At 72.2% G+C, this 15,968-nt stretch carries 18 protein-coding genes; 8 read left to right on the top strand and 10 right to left on the bottom strand.

All coding sequences use genetic code 11. The features are described 5' to 3' along the window. The first annotated feature begins 26 nt into the window (after positions 1-26). Complete coding sequence (locus tag GA0070561_RS16760; protein ID WP_091401594.1) at positions 27-1,277, top strand: HNH endonuclease signature motif containing protein; 1,251 nt, start codon at positions 27-29, stop codon at positions 1,275-1,277. 154 nt (positions 1,278-1,431) lie between these two features. On the opposite strand, the gene GA0070561_RS16755 is transcribed toward GA0070561_RS16760, so the two are convergent. From GA0070561_RS16755 to GA0070561_RS16735, 5 genes are read right to left on the bottom strand one after another with little or no spacing between them, the layout of a single operon-like run. Further along, positions 1,432-1,689, bottom strand: coding sequence for a UBP-type zinc finger domain-containing protein (locus GA0070561_RS16755; RefSeq protein ID WP_091401591.1), 258 nt, complete (start codon positions 1,687-1,689; stop codon positions 1,432-1,434). Further along, the gene (locus GA0070561_RS16750; protein WP_091401588.1) at positions 1,686-3,257 is read right to left on the bottom strand and encodes a Na+/H+ antiporter; all 1,572 of its coding nucleotides are present in this window, start codon (positions 3,255-3,257) and stop codon (positions 1,686-1,688) included. Before GA0070561_RS16750 ends, GA0070561_RS16755 begins: the two co-directional genes overlap by 4 nt. A 31-nt stretch (positions 3,258-3,288) precedes the next feature. After that, positions 3,289-4,254 carry a TIGR03885 family FMN-dependent LLM class oxidoreductase gene (locus tag GA0070561_RS16745; RefSeq protein ID WP_091401586.1) on the bottom strand — a complete coding sequence of 322 codons (966 nt, stop codon included), beginning with the start codon at positions 4,252-4,254 and terminating at the stop codon, positions 3,289-3,291. Between the two features lie 52 nt (positions 4,255-4,306). After that, the gene (locus GA0070561_RS16740; RefSeq protein ID WP_091401584.1) at positions 4,307-5,722 is read right to left on the bottom strand and encodes an NADP-dependent succinic semialdehyde dehydrogenase; all 1,416 of its coding nucleotides are present in this window, start codon (positions 5,720-5,722) and stop codon (positions 4,307-4,309) included. Between the two features lie 12 nt (positions 5,723-5,734). Beyond that, positions 5,735-5,998 carry a DUF6343 family protein gene (locus tag GA0070561_RS16735; RefSeq protein ID WP_091401582.1) on the bottom strand — a complete coding sequence of 88 codons (264 nt, stop codon included), beginning with the start codon at positions 5,996-5,998 and terminating at the stop codon, positions 5,735-5,737. A gap of 122 nt (positions 5,999-6,120) precedes the next feature. On the opposite strand from GA0070561_RS16735, the gene GA0070561_RS16730 reads away from it, so the two are divergent. Continuing rightward, positions 6,121-6,714 (top strand): antibiotic biosynthesis monooxygenase, encoded by a 594-nt coding sequence (locus GA0070561_RS16730; protein WP_091401579.1) that lies wholly within the window; start codon positions 6,121-6,123, stop codon positions 6,712-6,714. 120 nt (positions 6,715-6,834) lie between these two features. Continuing rightward, the gene (locus GA0070561_RS16725; protein WP_091401577.1) at positions 6,835-7,686 is read left to right on the top strand and encodes a GDSL-type esterase/lipase family protein; all 852 of its coding nucleotides are present in this window, start codon (positions 6,835-6,837) and stop codon (positions 7,684-7,686) included. Positions 7,687-7,704: 18 nt separating this feature from the next. Here GA0070561_RS16725 and GA0070561_RS16720 read toward each other — a convergent pair whose 3' ends face one another. The 3 genes from GA0070561_RS16720 to GA0070561_RS16715 form a co-directional block, all read right to left on the bottom strand. After that, on the bottom strand, positions 7,705-8,460 hold the full coding sequence (locus GA0070561_RS16720) for an EcsC family protein (RefSeq protein WP_091401575.1): 756 nt from the start codon (positions 8,458-8,460) through the stop codon (positions 7,705-7,707). Between the two features lie 49 nt (positions 8,461-8,509). Next, entirely contained in the window at positions 8,510-8,656 is a 147-nt protein-coding gene (locus GA0070561_RS33625; protein ID WP_167362424.1) for a hypothetical protein, read from the bottom strand. Between the two features lie 106 nt (positions 8,657-8,762). Beyond that, on the bottom strand, positions 8,763-9,623 hold the full coding sequence (locus GA0070561_RS16715; RefSeq protein ID WP_091401572.1) for a peptidase M23: 861 nt from the start codon (positions 9,621-9,623) through the stop codon (positions 8,763-8,765). Positions 9,624-10,042: 419 nt separating this feature from the next. Between GA0070561_RS16715 and GA0070561_RS16710 the strand changes: the two genes are divergently transcribed. The 4 genes from GA0070561_RS16710 to GA0070561_RS16695 all read left to right on the top strand — a co-directional run bounded on the left by GA0070561_RS16710 (position 10,043) and on the right by GA0070561_RS16695 (position 13,343). After that, positions 10,043-10,963 (top strand): proteasome assembly chaperone family protein, encoded by a 921-nt coding sequence (locus GA0070561_RS16710; RefSeq protein ID WP_091401570.1) that lies wholly within the window; start codon positions 10,043-10,045, stop codon positions 10,961-10,963. Positions 10,964-11,000: 37 nt separating this feature from the next. Continuing rightward, the gene (locus GA0070561_RS16705) at positions 11,001-11,798 is read left to right on the top strand and encodes an exodeoxyribonuclease III (protein ID WP_091401567.1); all 798 of its coding nucleotides are present in this window, start codon (positions 11,001-11,003) and stop codon (positions 11,796-11,798) included. Between the two features lie 101 nt (positions 11,799-11,899). Next, positions 11,900-12,217, top strand: coding sequence for an antibiotic biosynthesis monooxygenase family protein (locus GA0070561_RS16700; protein WP_091401564.1), 318 nt, complete (start codon positions 11,900-11,902; stop codon positions 12,215-12,217). A 250-nt stretch (positions 12,218-12,467) separates the two neighbouring features. Continuing rightward, positions 12,468-13,343 (top strand): alpha/beta fold hydrolase, encoded by an 876-nt coding sequence (locus tag GA0070561_RS16695; protein ID WP_091401561.1) that lies wholly within the window; start codon positions 12,468-12,470, stop codon positions 13,341-13,343. Between the two features lie 37 nt (positions 13,344-13,380). Here GA0070561_RS16695 and GA0070561_RS16690 read toward each other — a convergent pair whose 3' ends face one another. Beyond that, on the bottom strand, positions 13,381-14,046 hold the full coding sequence (locus GA0070561_RS16690) for a class F sortase (protein ID WP_091401558.1): 666 nt from the start codon (positions 14,044-14,046) through the stop codon (positions 13,381-13,383). Between the two features lie 296 nt (positions 14,047-14,342). Then, entirely contained in the window at positions 14,343-15,110 is a 768-nt protein-coding gene (locus tag GA0070561_RS16685) for a hypothetical protein (protein ID WP_208603799.1), read from the bottom strand. Positions 15,111-15,240: 130 nt separating this feature from the next. On the opposite strand from GA0070561_RS16685, the gene trmB reads away from it, so the two are divergent. Next, positions 15,241-15,948: a tRNA (guanosine(46)-N7)-methyltransferase TrmB gene (gene trmB, locus GA0070561_RS16680; protein ID WP_373861691.1), complete on the top strand. Its 708-nt coding sequence runs from the start codon at positions 15,241-15,243 to the stop codon at positions 15,946-15,948. Positions 15,949-15,968: the final 20 nt, after the last annotated feature.

Here is a 15,968-nt window from a genome sequence, read left to right as displayed (position 1 = left end):
TCGTACACCTGTTCTATCGTCGGTCCATGTTGGAGGGTTTGGCGCAGGCGGAGGCGGCAGTCGCCGACTGCCTCGACGCCTCGGCGTGGGCTCTTGCGGAGGACGACCTCGTCACGGCACTCGACGCCGCGCACCGACTCGAGCAACGTCTGGCCGCGGTCAAGCTGTCCCTCGTGCGGGAGGTGGACGGTCGAGGCACCGCGACCGCGCAGGGCGCGTCCTCGACGGCGGTGTGGCTGCGGGACCGGTTGCGCCTCGGGGTCGGTGCCGCCCGGCGGCTGGTCGAGTTGGCTGCGATGCTCGACGCCGCCCCGGCCGCCGTGCGGGACGCGTTGGCCGACGGGGTGGTCGACGTCGAGCAGGTCCGGGTCATCGCCGGCACGGTCGAAACCGTCCGCACCGCCGCCCGGGCAGACGCCGCCGACAAGGCGGTCGGCGTCCTCGTCGACTGGGCGGCGCAGTTCGACGCCACCCTCTTACGCAGGCTCGGCACCCGCATCCTCGACCACGTCGCCCCAGAGGTCGCCGACGCGGCCGCCGAAGCGGCGCTACGGGCCGACGAGTCGCGCGCGGCCCGCGACCGGCACGTCACCATCAGCGAACAGAGCGACGGCCGGCTACGCCTCACCGGCATCCTCGATGCAGAGGCTGCCGCAGTGCTCCGCACCGCCATCGACCCTCTCAGTGCACTGACCGGGCCGGACGACACGCGAACCGCCGGGCAACGCCGCCACGACGCCCTCGCCGATGTCTGCCGGCTCGCCCTCCGCGGTGGCGAACTCCCCGACCACGGCGGTGACCCCACCCAACTCGTCGTCACGACCAGCTACGACGGGTTGACGCGTGAACTGGGTGCCGGCGCCCTGGACACGGGCTTGCAGCTCACCCCGGAGACGGTCCGCCGCCTCGCCTGCGACGCGGCGATCCTGCCCACCGTCCTGGGCGGCGCCGGCCAACCACTCGACGTTGGCCGGCAACGCCGACTCATCACCGGCCCGTTACGCCGCGCCCTGGTGCTGCGCGACCGGGGTTGCGCGTTTCCCGGCTGCGACCGCCCACCGCGCTGGTGCGACGCCCACCACATCAAGCACTGGGCCGACGGCGGCGACACCAGCCTCACCAACGCCGTCCTGCTCTGCGGCCACCATCACCGACACGTCCACCGCAGCGACTGGGCCGTCCGCCTTGGCGGCGACGGCCACCCCGAGTTCATTCCGCCGGCATGGCTCGACCCCGACCAGCTCCCCCGCCGCAACCAGTACCACCGACGGACGTGACCAGAGCGCGCAACCGACGGCGGCCCGGTCGGTTGGCCACCCCCGGCCGAGCCGCCGCCTACGCCGAGCCGCCGCCCACGTCGCGCCGCCGCCCACGTGCTGCCACCGCTCACCGGAACGCCCCGGCGAGCCGCGTCGACCCGCCGGCCGACGATCAGCCGATCTCCTCGTCGACGAAGCACCAGCGCCAGGCCTCGCCCGGCTGCGCCGAGCGGATCACCGGGTGGCCGGTGGACGCGAAGTGCTTGCTCGCGTGCTGGTTCGGCGACGAGTCACAGCAGCCGACCTGCCCGCAGCTCAGGCAGGTGCGCAGGTGCACCCAGTAGGTGTCGCCGATGGCGACGCAGTCCGCGCACTCGTCGGGGGTACGCGGCTCGGCGGCACCGGCCTCGGTCAGGTGCTGACAGCTCACTTCTCAACCTCTCGCAGCAACGACTCTTCCAGGTCCAGGTCACGGTAGGCCCGCACCAAGACTTCCTCAGGAATCCGGCCGGAGTCCCGGGCCGCCCGGAACACATCCCGCTCGGCGTCGATCATCTCCTGCCGCAGCCGACCGTACGCCTGCGACGGGGTCTCCCGCTCGTCGCCGCCGAGTCGTTCCCACGCCATGTTGGTGCGGTCCTCCACCGCTCGGCGCAGCCGGTCCACCACCGCATCCGGTGCGCTGTCGGCCAACTCGTCGAGGCGGTCCTGGGCGGCCTTGCTGGCCTGCTGCTGCACGGCGGCCGCGGAGAGCGCGTCCTGCACCGGGTCGTCCGCTGGCAGCTTCAACCGGCGGGCGACCAGCGGCAGGGTGGCGCCCTGGCCGACCAGGGTGAAAACGATCACGGCAAAGGCCAACCAGATCAACAACGCCCTGGGGTACGACTCGCCGCCGGCCAGGGTCAGCGGCAGGGCCAGCGCGGCGGCCAGGGTCACCACGCCCCGCATGCCGGCCCAGCCGATGATGATCGGGATCTTCGGTGACGGCCGGGCGTCCCGGCGGCGGACCCGGGGGACCAACCGGGCCAGGTAGGTGGCCGGGAAGAGCCAGAGGAACCGGGTCAGGAAGACGGTGCCGAGCACCGCGAAGGTGATCAGGATGAGCGAGCCGATCGGCTCGTCGAGATCGCGCAGCACCTCCCGCAGTTGCAGCCCGACCAGCAGGAAGACCAGGCCTTCCAGCAGGAAACGGACCAGCCGCCAGAACGCGCCGATCTGCAACCGGGACGCTGCCGACAGCAGCTGGGGCAGCTTGTGCCCGAGCACGAGACCGGTGACGACCACGGCGACCACACCGGAGGCGTGCAGGTGTTCGGCGGTGAACACCACAGCGAACGGGATGATCAACGACAGCGCGTTGTCCAGCAGCGGGTCGGTGATCCGCCGATGCAGGAAGCCGAACACCAGCGCCCCGAGCGCCCCGATCAGGATGCCGCCGCCGGTGGACCGCAGCACCTCGATGGCGATCTTGTCGGCGCCGACGGCCGAGCCGACGGTGGCCATCGTCGCGACCCGCAGCAGCACCAGCGCGGTCGCGTCGTTGACCAGGCTCTCGCCCTCCAGGATGGTGACGACCCGGCGGGGCAGCCCGACCCGACGGGCGACGGCCGTGGCGGCCACGGCGTCCGGTGGGGCGACCACCGCGCCGAGGGCAAGGCAGATCGCGAACGGCAGCTGCGGCAACAGCAGGTGCAACACCAACCCGACCACGAACGCGGTGAACAACACCAGGCCGACCGCGAGCAGCAGGATCGGCCGGATGTTGTTCTTGAACGCCGGCACCGAGGTTTCCAGCGCGGCCACGTAGAGCAGCGGCGGCAGGATGCCGACCAGCACCAGTTCCGGGTCGAGTTCGATCTGCGGGAAGCCTGGCACGAACGAGAGCGCCAGGCCGAGGACGACCAGCACGATCGGCGCGAGCAGACCGAGCCGGCGGGCCAACGCGGCGCCCAGGGTGGCGATCGCCAGGAAGACGACGACCGGAAACAGGCTTTCCATGGGGTACGAGCCTAGGGGTACGCCTGTTCGATCAGCCGCCCGGGCGCAGCTTCGGCAGCACCTCCGCGCCGAAGGCGTCGATGAAGCCGCGCTGCTCCTGCCCGACGTGGTGCAGGGCGATCTGGTCGAAGCCGAGCTGCGCGTACTCCTCCAGCCAGCCGACGTGCCGACCCAGGTCCGCCGACACGTTCACCACCTCGGCGACCCGCTGCGCCGGCACGTCGGCGGAGACCGCGTCGAAGTGTTCGACGGTCTCCAGGTCCCAGCAGACCGGCGGGGCGAAGACGTTGCTGCGCCACTGGTCGTACGCGAGCGCCTCGGCCTGGGCCTGCTCCGGCGCCCAGGAGACGTGCACCTGGAGGTGCAGTGGCCCACGTCCGCCCGCGTCCCGGTACGCGTCGATCATCTCGCGCAGGTGTGCCACCGGAGCGTTCACGGTGATCAGCCCGTCCGCCCATTCGGCGCACCAGCGGGCGGTGGCCACGCTGACGGCGGCGCCGACCAGCGCGGGCGGCTGCTCGGGGCGGGTCCACAGCCGGGCCCGATCCACCCGGACCAGGCCGTCGTGGCTGACCTCCTCGCCGGCCAGCAGGGCCCGGATCACGTCCACGCACTCGCGCAGCCGGGCGGCGCGCACGTCCTTGCGCGGCCACGGGTCGCCGGTGATGTGCTCGTTGCTGGCTTCGCCGGTGCCGAGGGCCGCCCAGAACCGGCCTGGGTACATCGCGCCGAGGGTGCCGATCGCCTGCGCGATGATCGCCGGGTGGTACCGCTGACCGGGCGCGTTGACCACGCCGAACGGCATGCCGGTGGCCTGCAACGCCGAGCCCAGCCAGGACCAGGCGAAGCCGGACTCGCCCTGCCGGGCGCTCCACGGGGAGAAGTGGTCGGAGCACATGGCGGCGTCGAAGCCGGCCCGCTCGGCGTGGATCACCGCCTCCAACAGGGCGCGTGGACCGATCTGCTCATGCGAGGCGTGAAACCCGAACGACGTCATGGGCACACTTCCTACCCACGACGGCACCGGCTGACGCGTGCCGCGTCCCGAACTACTCGGCGTGCGCCCCTGCGCCGGCCGAGGCGGCGCCCTCGCCCACCCAGACCGTCTTCGTGTTGCAGAACTCCCGCATGCCCAGCGCCGACAGCTCCCGCCCGTACCCGGAGTTCTTCACACCGCCGAACGGCAACTCGGGGTACGAGGTGGTCATCCCGTTGATGAAGACGTTGCCGGCGTCCAGGTCGGTGGCGAAGCGCTCCTGCTCGGCCGGGTCCCTCGTCCAGGCGTTCGAGCCGAGCCCGAAGCTGGTGCCGTTGGCGACCTCGATCGCCTCCTCGTACGACGAGACCCGGAACAGGCCGGCCACCGGGCCGAAGACCTCCTCGGACCACATCCGCATCTGCGGGGTGAGGTCGGTGACCACGGTCGGCGGGTAGAACCAGCCGTCGCCGCTCGGCGGCTCGCCGCCGCAGAGCACTGTCGCGCCGTTGTCGACCGCGTCGCGGACCTGGGCGTGCACCTCGTCGCGGCCACGCTCGCTGGCCAGCGGCCCGACGTCGGTGTTCGGGTCCATCGGGTCGCCGACGCGCAGCGCGGCCATGTTGGCGGCGAACTTCTCGGCAAAGGCGTCGAACACGTCGGTGTGCACGATGAACCGCTTCGCGGCGATGCAGGACTGGCCGTTGTTCTGGCAGCGGGCGGTGGTGGCGACCTCGGCGGCGCGGTCCACGTCGGCCGAGGGCATCACCACGAAGGGGTCGCTGCCGCCGAGTTCGAGGACGGTCTTCTTCAGCTCCCGTCCGGCGATCTGCGCGATGGACCGGCCGGCGGGCTCGCTGCCGGTGAGGGTCGCGGCGCGTACCCGGGGGTCGCTGAGGATGTGGTCGACCGCCTCCGAGTCGACCAGCACTGTGGTGAAGGCCCCCTCGGGGAAGCCTGCCCGCCGGAACACGTCCTCCAGCAGCAGCGCGGTCTGCGGCACGTTCGAGGCGTGCTTGAGCAGGCCGGTGTTGCCGGCCATCAGCGCCGGGGCGGCGAAGCGCATCACCTGCCAGAGCGGGAAGTTCCACGGCATCACAGCGAGCACCACGCCGATCGGCTGGTAGCGAATGAACGCCCGGGTGGCCTTCACGGCGTCGGCGTCTGCGGGCTCGTCGGCGAGGAACGCGGGGGCCTTGTCGGCGTAGAAGCGGGCGGCGGTGGCGCACTTGGTCACCTCGGCCTGCGCCGCGACGTACGTCTTGCCCATTTCCGTGGTCATGATCCGGGCGATCTCGTCGCGCTCGGCGTCCAGCAGGTCGGCCGCGGCGTTCATCCACTGGGCGCGCTGGTCGACTGTCGTCGCCCGCAGCTGGTGGAACGCGAGGTCGCTGCGCTCGATGGCGTCGTCGAGTTGCTCGGTGGACATCGCCTCATAGGTCTTGAGCACCTGTCCGGTGGCGGGGTTGGTGGTGGCGATGTGGGGCATTCCGTCCTCCTGTCACTCGAACAACGAGTGTCGTACGCCCGGCTCCTCGCGGCGGCGGGCGGCGCGGCGGCGCTGGATCACGACCAGGTCGACCACGGCGACCACGGCGAAGATCGCGCAGAGTACGCCGAGCCAGGCGATACCGGCCCAGAACGCCAGCACCGCGAAGAGCACCATGATCACCAGCCCGAAGCTGGCGAGGGTGAGCCGAAGGTTCAACGCGCTGTTCGCGTGGCCGACCGTGCCACGGGCACGCCGGGGCTGCGATCTCGTCATACCCACCGATCTACCCCCGATCGGCCGGATTAACCGGTACCGCGCGCCCGCACAGCCGCACCCACCGGTGTGCTCCGGCACATCCGTTCGCGCCGCGGCCTCGTCGACCGCAGGATGGGCGCATGTCAATGACCCTCGCCGTGCCGGTGACCGTCTCCATCGCCCGCCGCGTCGATCCCGGCCGGGCCAGCGAGATGGTGGCCTGGATGCGGGCCGGCACCGCGCTGGCCGAGGCGTTCCCCGGCTTCCTCGGCGCAGGCTGGGTGCAGAGCGGCCCCGGTTCGCCGGAGTGGCACATGCTCTACCGCTTCGCCGACGCCGAGACGCTGCGCCGGTGGGAGGAGTCGCCGCAGCGGCACTGGTGGCTCAGCTCGGCGCAGGGCATCGTCGAGCACACCCGGGTCGAGCGGCGTACCGGAATCGAGGGTTGGTTCGACAGGCCGCTGGAGCACTCGGTAGACCTGGTGGAGCCGGCCCCGCCCGCATCGCCGCCCCGCTGGAAGCAGGCGGTGACGATCTGGCTGGCGTTCTTCCCCCTGAGCCTGACCGCCACACTGCTGACGAGCCGCTTTCTCGACGCGGTGCCGCTGGCGGCCCGGGTGCTGCTGATGACGCTCTGCCTGACCCCGCTGATGACCTATCTGGTGCTGCCCCGGATCACCCGGGCGTTGCACTGGTGGCTGCACGGTCAGCGGGCACCGTGGCGGGACGCATAGCACCCCTGCGGCTTCCGCGTCGGCACTCTGCCGCATACCCGACAGCAACTTCCCGGCAAACCACATCCTGCGCATAGAGTTACCGCGCTGTCGCTCTGTGCTGCGGGAACGGGAGACGTCATGCCTCGACGCTGGGTCGCCGCACTGGCCTGTCTCGCGGCGTTGGTCGCGCTGGCCTGCGAGGGCGGCAACTCCGCGACACCCCGCCCCACCACGAGCGCCGGACCGTCGAGCGGGCCCGGCGGCATCGCCGCCCTCGGTGACTCGATCAGCACCGGCTTCGCCTCCTGCCTGGTGCTCACCTCCTGCGAGCGCAACTCCTGGTCCACCGGGGACGGGCTGCGGGTGCAGAGCCACTACCGGCGGCTGCTCGAACAGAGCCCGGCGATTCGCGACCGGACGTACAACCATGCCCGTCCCGGCGCCCGCGCGGACGCCCTGGCGGGTCAGGCCCAGGCAGCGGTACGCGACCGCGCCGACTACGTCACAGTGCTGATCGGCGCCAACGACGTCTGCCGGGGCGGGGTGGACGCGATGACGCCGGTGGCCCAGTTCCGGGCCGACGTCGACCGGGGGCTGCGGGTCCTACGGACCGGCCGGCCGAAGGCCCGGGTGCTGGTGGTGAGCATCCCCGACCTGTACCGGCTCTGGGAGGTCGGGCACGGCGACGCCCGGGCGACCCGCGCGTGGCGGCGGGGCATCTGCCCGGCCCTGCTGGCCGACGCGACCTCGACCGCACCGGCCGACCGGGCGCGCCGGGCCGCCGTCCGGGACCGGATCGACGCGTACAACGCCGAGCTGAAGGCGGCCTGCCGGGCGTACGGAGCACGGTGCCGGCACGACGGCGGCGCGTTGCACAAGGTCCGGTTCACCCTGGACCTGCTCAACCCGCTGGACTGGTTCCACCCCAACGCCACCGGCCAGGGCCGTATCGCCGAGGTGACCTGGCGTTCCTCCGGCCTGGCCAGCTGAACGACCCCGGACGGGCCGTCAGGGTTGGCGCGGCTCGGGGACGGCGTTGCCGCGGGAGCCGTAGAGGGCACGGGATCGCTGGGCGAGATCCTTTGTAGCCGACGAGTTGGCCCAGGTGCCGAGCACGATGGCCGCACCAGGGACGATCTTGGCAACCATCCGCTTCGCGGCCCGGACGCCGGCCATCTGGGCCAGCCGGATGCCGAGTTGCAGCATGACCCGACCCAGCGGACGCTGGCCGCCCAGGCCGAAGAGCGCGTCGGCGCGTTCCCGGCCGGCGGCCACGCCGAGCGCCAGCCGGGCGCTCTCGGCGACCTTGTGCACCCGCTGGAGCACCAGCAGGTCGGTGGCCCGGTCATTGTGCAGGGGGTCGACGTCGTACGCGGCGGCGATGTGCAGCACCATCCGCGCCTGGGTCCAGGCCAGCACGCCCACGTCGATCACGGCGCCGGGCAGCCCGGCCGCGCCGGAGACCGCTCCGGACAGTCGGGCCAGGTTGACGAACTTGCGGGCCGCCTGGTCGGCCAGGACGTCGGCGGAAACCCCGGGCTGCTCGGCCCGGGCACGGGTGGCCCACTGCACGGCTTCCGGCCCGAGGCGTCGCACCGCCTCCAGGGCAAGGTGCTCCGGCGCGTACTGCGGGTCGTCACGCATCCGGTCCCAGAGCCGGGCCGGCGGACCCTCGGGGGCGTCCACCGACCCGGCCGGCAGGTCGACGGACGGCTGCGGAGTAGGGGCGGCGGGCTGACCGCCGATGGGCGGGGTGTCGGTCACCAGGTCTCCCCAGGGGTGGAAACGGTGGACAGGGCGGCCGATGAAGCGGTCAGCGGCGGCGGTTGGAGAACCGCGCTGCCAACCCCTTCAGCTTCTGCTGGTTGCCCGGCTTGGCCATCTCGCGGCGACCTCGCTCGACCAACTGCTGTCCCTTCGGCGATCTCAGGAACGTGGTGATCCGCTGCATCAGTGACATGGCGTCCTCCTGTCGATGGTCCCGTAGTCATGTGTACCCCGAACCCGCAACACATGTACCCGGGATGCGACAGCCTCAACCCTGACCGTCCATAGTGGGCGGTAGGTTACCGCCCCGCCGGCACGATGGCGTCAACGACCCGGGTGGCCCGCCACTCGTGCTGCTGGTAGTGCTCGGGGTACGCGGAGACCTGCACCGCCTGGGCGGCGTCGGTGAGCCGCATCCGCTGCCAGCCGGGCACCTGCTCCAGCGCGCTGAGGAACTGCCGGGTGGCGAACTCGGGGTCCATCAGCCGCTCCACCGGACCCCAGCCGCTGCTGGAACGCTGCTGGAACAACCCGACCGAGTCGTGGTCCCAGCCGACGCCCTGGTGCGGATAGTCCTGCGACTCGGGCAGCACACCGCTGGCCACGTTGTAGAGATTGCTCTCCTGCATGGCGGTGGCCACCGCGATCACCAGACCCCGGCGCGGCACACCCATCTTGCGGCCGGTACGGACGATCGCCTCGGCGTTCTCCATCTGGTCCTCGTCCAGCCCGGCGACGGGTGCGGGATCGGTCGGGCGAGCCGGGGCGACCTTGCGGGCCGGTGCGCTGGCGTCCGGGTCGGCGGGGCTCGCCGAGGCGGACTGGGCGGCGGCGGAGGTGCTCGGGGCCGCCGTGCGGTCGAGGGAACGGGAGGCGCGCTGCTGCTCGGCGCGCTGCGCCAGCTCGGAGCTGGAGAGCGATCCACTCCGGGTCGCCGCGTCGGCGTCCTCGTTACGAACCTGGACGACGGCGGTCAGACCGAGGCAGCACACCACACCGGTGGCCAGCGCCAGCTGTGCCCGGCGTCGACCGGTCAGGTCCCGGGCGTACGCCCGGAGCCGGCTCGCGGTGGTTGTCCGTTCGGTTGAGGTGCCATCCTCCGTATCGGCAGTGGGCCTGCTCGGGGCGTACGGGTCGTCGAGGGTGCCGTCGTCACGCATCAACCGAGGCTAGGCAGGTGGAAACCCTGATCACGCACGGTGATCACGTGGCGCTCGACACAGATCGGAGCCGTACTGGTGGACGACCTGGGCGGGGTGACCCGCCCGGGGAACGGACCTCGCGTACCGGATGAAGCTGGCGCCGCACGCGGACCGGCACGAGCCCGGACAGGACCGGATATTCCACCGCCGAGCCTGACATGATCGACAAACTCGGCCTTTGGGCCGAACCGTCCCTCGGCCGATCGGCCAGGAGGCTCGGCCTGGTGGCGTAAACAGCCGATTGGTCCGGTCACGCCCACCACCCGGCCAACGGATCGCCCGGCGCAGGAATGCACCAGGATGGCGGGTACGTTGCCCGAACGGGTGCCCTCCGTCGCGAGGCACCCCGCAGGCACATTTCAGGGAGGTCCGCACCGGTGCTCGACCCACACGAGCTCTACCAGCTCACCGACGATCTGCCCGACCTCGGGCAGCCGGTCCTGATCCAGGCCCTCACCGGGTTCGTGGACGCCGGAAACGCCAGCCGACTGGCGCGTGAGCAGCTACTCACCTCGCTGGAGGGTCGGCCGATCGCCACGTTCGACGTCGACCAGCTCTTCGACTACCGATCGCGACGACCGGTGATGACCTTCGTCGAGGACCACTGGGAGAGCGTCGACGCGCCCAAGCTGGAGCTGCACCTGCTGCAGGACGACGACGAGACCCCGTTCCTGCTGCTCACCGGCCCCGAACCAGACCTGCAGTGGGAGCGTTTCGTGGCCGCCGTGGCCGGGCTCGCCGCTCGGCTGGACGTTCGGCTCACCGTGGGGCTCAACTCGATCCCGATGGCGGTCCCGCACACCCGGCCGACCGGGGTGACCGCCCACGCCACCCGCCCTGAACTGATCGCCGGCTACGAGCCCTGGCTGCAACGCGTCCAGGTGCCCGGCAGCGTCGGTCACCTGCTGGAGTTCCGCCTCGGCGAGCAGGGCCGCGACGCGCTGGGCTTCGCCGCCCACGTGCCGCACTACGTGGCGCAGACCGAGTACCCGGCAGCCGCCGAGGTGCTGCTCACCTCGGTGTCGCGCAGCACCGGGCTGCTGCTGCCCGGCGACGGGCTGCGCTCGGCCGCCGAGGTGGTCCGGGTGGAGATCGACCGGCAGGTCGCGCAGACCGAGGACGCCGCGGCCCTGGTCCAGGCCCTGGAGGAGCAGTACGACGCGTTCGCCCGAGGTCGGGGCGAGAAGAGCCTGCTCGCCCCGGATGCCGGCCCACTGCCCACTGCCGACGAACTCGGCGCCGAACTGGAACGGTTCCTGGCCGAACAGACCCGTCCCGGCGACACCCCGGGCAGCTGACCCGGCGTCGCGGCGGCGGATGCGGCAGGCTGGGGGCATGCGCCTGGCGACCTGGAACGTCAACTCGGTGAAGGCCCGCCTACCCCGGCTGCTGGAGTGGCTGGCCGACACCGGGCCGGACGTCGTCTGCCTGCAGGAGACCAAGTGCCCGGACGGCGCCTTTCCGGTGACCGAGGTGGGCGCGCTGGGCTACACCGTGGCCAGCCACAGTGACGGCCGGTGGAACGGGGTGGCCATCCTGTCCCGGGTCGGGCTGGGCGACGTCCGGGTCGGGTTCGCCGGTGAACCCGGCTTCCCCGAGCCGGAGGCCCGGGCCATCTCCGCCACCTGCGACGGGGTGCGGGTCTGGTCGGTGTACGTGCCCAACGGCCGGACGCCGGACGACCCGCACTACGCGTACAAGTTGGCCTGGTTCGCGGCGCTGCGCGACGCACTGGACGCCGAGTTGGCCGGCGGGGTGCCGCTGGCGGTCTGCGGCGACTTCAACGTCGCCCCGACCGACGCCGACGTCTGGGACCCGGCGGTCTTCACCCACTCCACGCACGTCACCCCGGCCGAGCGGGCAGCCCTCGCGGCGCTGCGCGACCTGGGCCTCAGTGACGTCGTGCCCACCCCGATGAAGGGCCCGCACCCCTTCACCTACTGGGACTACCGGGCCGGCATGTTCCACCAGAACAAGGGCATGAGAATCGACCTGGTGTACGCGTCCGCGCCGTTCGCCCGAGCGGTCCGCTCCGCGTACGTGGACCGGGAGGCCCGCAAGGGCAAGGGCCCCTCCGACCACGCGCCGATCGTGGTCGACGTGGACCTGGTCCCGGCGGTCGAGACGTTCTGAGCCCGCTCCACCGTCCCGGCTGCCCGCCTGGTGCCGCAGGCTGCCGTCCTGGTGCCGCGGGCTGCCGTCCTGGTGCCGCGTCCGCTGGCTAGGGTGGGCAGATGGCAGTCGTGAAGATCAACGCAATCGACGTCCCGCCCGGTGGCGGCGCGGAGCTGGAGAAGCGGTTCACCGCCCGGGCCGGCACGGTGGAGAACTCCCCCGGTTTCCTCGGCTTCGAACTCCTCCGCCCGGTGGCCGGCGAGACCCGCTACTTCGTCTACACGAAGTGGGAGAGCGAAGAAGCGTTCCAGGCGTGGGCCGCCGGCCCCTCGCGCGCCGCCCACGCCACCGCTCCCGGCGACAAGCCCCGTCCCCCGGTCTCCGCTGGCGCCAGCCTGCTGGAGTTCGAGGTGGCGCTGCACGTCCCCCAGCCCTGACCATCCACGCGGCTTGATCCACTCTGGTTCAGTGAAACCGGGGTGTCCGAGTCCGTGGGCTACCGCGACATCAAGGATCCGTGTCGATCACCACCGTGGGGCTGGGCCCTGCCTCCAGCCAAATCGCGCCGGGCCGGACGTTTCCGTTGCTAGCGTCGAAGCGGCCCGAGCGGTAGCCGGCCACCGGTCGCCCTACCTGCCGGCGCAGGCCGTTCACGCTGGGCGGTCCAGGAAGGTGCGGGGTCCGGCCATGTTCGACGGCTTCGAAGAGTTCGACATCGACACGCCCGGCGCAACGATCCACGGACGCCGCGGCGGGAGTGGGCCGCCGGTTCTGCTGCTGCACGGCATCCCCGAGACGCACCTCATGTGGCACCAGGTCGCGCCACGGCTCGCCGAGCACTACACAGTCGTCGCCACCGACCTGCGGGGTTGGGGCGACAGCGGTAAGCCTCCGAGCAGTCCGGATCATGAGCCGTACAGCATGCGAGCCATCGCCCGCGACCAGGTCGCGGTGATGCGCAGCCTGGGCCATGAGCGGTTCCGACTCGTCGGCCACGATCGCGGGGCGCGGTGCGCGTACCGGCTCGCGCTGGACGAACCGGACGCCGTCACCCGACTGGCCGTGATGGACGTGGTGCCCATCGGGGACGTCTACGACCGCGCCGACCGGACGTTCAGCCTCTCCTACTGGGTCTGGTCCTTCCTGGCGGCGCCCGCGCCGGTGCCCGAGCAGTTCATCGACGCGGCGCCCGCGGTGCTCGTCGACTTCATGCTCGACAACTGGCCCGAGGTGCAGGACGCCTTCCCCGCCGCGGTCCGGGCGGCGTACGTCAAGCAGTTCAGCGACCCCGCCACTGTGCACGCGATCTGCGAGGAGTTCCGCGCCGCCGCGACACTCGACTACCAGCAGGACGAGGCGGATCGCGGGAACCGGAAGATCACCTGCCCGGTGCTGCTTCTCTGGAGCCAACGCGGCCAGGTCGCGAAGCTCTACGACGACCCGCTCGCGATCTGGCGCGAGTGGGCCGACGACGTACGCGGCGAGCCGGTCCCGGTCGGGCACTTCATTCCGGAGGAAGCCCCCGACGAGACCACCCGCCAACTCCTGGCGTTCCTGAGCTGACGCCGACGCCGGTCCGCCGGCCTGTCCGGGGCCGGCCTCAGGACTTGCGGGACGACTGGAGGGTGGCGAAGGCGATGACGTTGTCGGCGTAGCCGGTACGGCCACCGATGAACTGCCCACCGCAGGTGATCAACCGCAGCCCGGGTGGCCCGTCATGGCCGTAGATCCGCTCGGCGGGCAGCTGGTCCTTCGGGAAGTGCTCGACGGTGTCGACCCGGAACACCACCACCGACTCGTCCGCCCGGGCCACCTCGATCAGGTCGCCGGGGTGCAGCTTGCCCAGGTCGTAGAAGACCGACGGGCCGGTCTTCGTGTCCACGTGCCCGACGATCACCGCAGGGCCAGGCTCACCGGGGGTGGGCCCCCGGTCGTACCAGCCGGTTTCGTTGTGCCGTTCCAACGGCGGTACGGCGATCGAGCCGTCCCGTGCCTGCCCGACTGGCGCCACCGGCGCGGTCACCTTGATCGCCGGCACCGAGAGGCGTACCGGGCGACTGGCCGACAACCCGACCGACTCACTGCGGGCCGGCCGGTCGCCGCCGGTCGGGGCCAGGTCGAACGGGCCGACCGAACGGCCCAGCCCCGCCCCGGTGGCGAAGACCCCGGCCAACACCAACACCACGGCCAACGGTACGGACCAGGGGCTGCGACCGGAGGGACGACTACGCCGGGGGGCAACGGCGGTCGGCGGGCGCGCCGCCACCGACGGGCGGTCGGGATCCGACGGGCGGGTTGGATCCAACGGGCGGGTTGGATCCGGCGGGCGGTGGGGCTTTGGCGGGCGGTCGCCCGGCCAACCGTCGTCCAAGGGCAGCCGAACGTCATCGGGCGGCGACGCGGGGCGGCCCGCGAACGGCTGGCGGGCAGCGTCCGGCGGCGAGGCGGGGCGACCGGCGAACGGCTGGCGGACAGCGTCCGGAGGCGAGGCGGGACGGCCAGGCGCCGGCGGGCGTGAACCGGCCGGCGGCGGCGTGGGACGGAAGATCTCCATGGTGGGCCTCAGCGACGCGCGGCGGCTCGGGGGCGGCGCAGCGCCATCACGGCGAGGACCAGCCCGGTGATGATCAGTGCCGCGCCGCCGGGCAGCAGCAGCTTGCCGGTCATCCCGCCGGTGCCCCCACCGAAGCCGGTCGCCGGACCACGGCTGGGCTGGACGGGGACCTTCTTGACCACCTGGAGCATTGTCGAGGCGGTCTCGCCGTCGCGGCACTCCAGCTTGACCCGGTAGTTGCCGGGGCGGGTGCGCTCGCGGACCATCGGCGCGGCGGTGAGCACTCCGCGCTGCGGCTGCACGCCGACCGCCCCGAAGGCGTCGGAGACGACTGTGGCGCCCACCGAGTTGTCCCGACAACTGGCCCGGATGCCGACCAGGTAACCGGGCTGCACAGTGCTGGGGCTCACCTCGACGAAGATGTCCACCGCCGGAGTCGGTTGGGGCGCTCCGCCGGGCAGCCCTTCGGGCTGCGGCGCGGGCGCTACGGCAACAGCCCGCTCGGGCACGGGCGCGACGGCAACAGCCCGCTCGGGCACGGGCGCGACGGCAACAGCCCGCTCGGGCACGGCAAGAACGCCAGTAGGCCACTCGGGCACGGCAAAGACGGCGACGGCAGGCTGGGACGCGGCAAGAGCAACGGCGGCAGGCTCAGGCGCGGCGAGGACAGGCGTGGCGAGGGCGGGCACGGCGAGGGCGGGCGTGGCGGCCAGCAGGGGGCCGGCCAGCACGGTCACCAGCGACAGGGTCACGACGCCGCGGGTCACTGTCACGATGCCCCCTCTCGACGCCGTGCGGCCGGGTCGGGCAGTGGAGCACCCGACCTGCCGTACCAGTTGGATCCTCTCATTTCCGGTCGCACATCACATCCGATCCGCCGGCGGCGTCGCGTACGCTCGGGTCGCTGTGACCGCCACCGACCATGACCCCGCCGTCCCGCCCGCGAGCCGGACGATCCGCACGTTCCACCCCCGCCGGGGTCGGATGAGCGACCGGCAGACCGACGCGCTGAGCCGGCTCTGGCCCGCGTACGGCCTGGATGTGCCGGACGGGCCTGTCGTGCCCGTCGACCTGGCCGACCTGTTCGGTCGCCGGGCGCCCGTGGTGCTGGAGATCGGCTCGGGCATGGGCGACAGCACCGCTGCGATGGCCACTGCCGACCCGGATCGAGATTATCTGGCGGTCGAGGTGCACACGCCGGGAATCGCCAACCTGCTCGACCTGGTGGAGCGTGGTGGCCTGCGCAACGTGCGGATAGCGCAGGGTGACGCCTTGTCCCTGGTCAGCGGCTTGCCCGAGGGCGTGTTGGACGCCGTACACGTCTTCTTCCCGGACCCGTGGCCGAAGTCCCGCCACCACAAGCGGCGGCTCATCCAGCCGGCGCACGTGGCGCTGCTACGGTCCCGGCTGCGCTCCGGCGGCATGCTGCACTGCGCGACCGACTGGGCCGAGTACGCCGACGTGATGCGGGAGACGCTGGAGGCGGACCCGGAGCTGGTGGACACGTACGGCGGCTTCGCGCCGCGGCCGGCGCACCGACCGGTGACGAAGTTCGAGCGGCGAGCGATCACTGCCGGTCGGCCGGTCGCCGACCTGCTGTACCGCCGACGGTGACCGGCGAAACGCCCGAACCG

It is taken from the genome of Micromonospora saelicesensis (assembly GCF_900091575.1).
Classification (GTDB): domain Bacteria; phylum Actinomycetota; class Actinomycetes; order Mycobacteriales; family Micromonosporaceae; genus Micromonospora; species Micromonospora saelicesensis.
This window is presented reverse-complemented; position numbering and strand designations above follow the sequence as displayed.

Excerpts from the sequence above, each read along its gene's own strand:
- GA0070561_RS16760 (WP_091401594.1), top strand. The coding sequence starts at position 27 with ATGTTGGAGGGTTTGGCGCAGGCGGAGGCGGCAGTCGCCGACTGCCTC.
- GA0070561_RS16750 (WP_091401588.1), bottom strand. The coding sequence starts at position 3,257 with ATGGAAAGCCTGTTTCCGGTCGTCGTCTTCCTGGCGATCGCCACCCTG.
- GA0070561_RS16745 (WP_091401586.1), bottom strand. The coding sequence starts at position 4,254 with ATGACGTCGTTCGGGTTTCACGCCTCGCATGAGCAGATCGGTCCACGC.
- GA0070561_RS16740 (WP_091401584.1), bottom strand. The coding sequence starts at position 5,722 with ATGCCCCACATCGCCACCACCAACCCCGCCACCGGACAGGTGCTCAAG.
- GA0070561_RS16735 (WP_091401582.1), bottom strand. The coding sequence starts at position 5,998 with ATGACGAGATCGCAGCCCCGGCGTGCCCGTGGCACGGTCGGCCACGCG.
- GA0070561_RS16730 (WP_091401579.1), top strand. The coding sequence starts at position 6,121 with ATGTCAATGACCCTCGCCGTGCCGGTGACCGTCTCCATCGCCCGCCGC.
- GA0070561_RS16725 (WP_091401577.1), top strand. The coding sequence starts at position 6,835 with ATGCCTCGACGCTGGGTCGCCGCACTGGCCTGTCTCGCGGCGTTGGTC.
- GA0070561_RS33625 (WP_167362424.1), bottom strand. The coding sequence starts at position 8,656 with ATGTCACTGATGCAGCGGATCACCACGTTCCTGAGATCGCCGAAGGGA.
- GA0070561_RS16715 (WP_091401572.1), bottom strand. The coding sequence starts at position 9,623 with ATGCGTGACGACGGCACCCTCGACGACCCGTACGCCCCGAGCAGGCCC.
- GA0070561_RS16705 (WP_091401567.1), top strand. The coding sequence starts at position 11,001 with ATGCGCCTGGCGACCTGGAACGTCAACTCGGTGAAGGCCCGCCTACCC.
- GA0070561_RS16700 (WP_091401564.1), top strand. The coding sequence starts at position 11,900 with ATGGCAGTCGTGAAGATCAACGCAATCGACGTCCCGCCCGGTGGCGGC.
- GA0070561_RS16695 (WP_091401561.1), top strand. The coding sequence starts at position 12,468 with ATGTTCGACGGCTTCGAAGAGTTCGACATCGACACGCCCGGCGCAACG.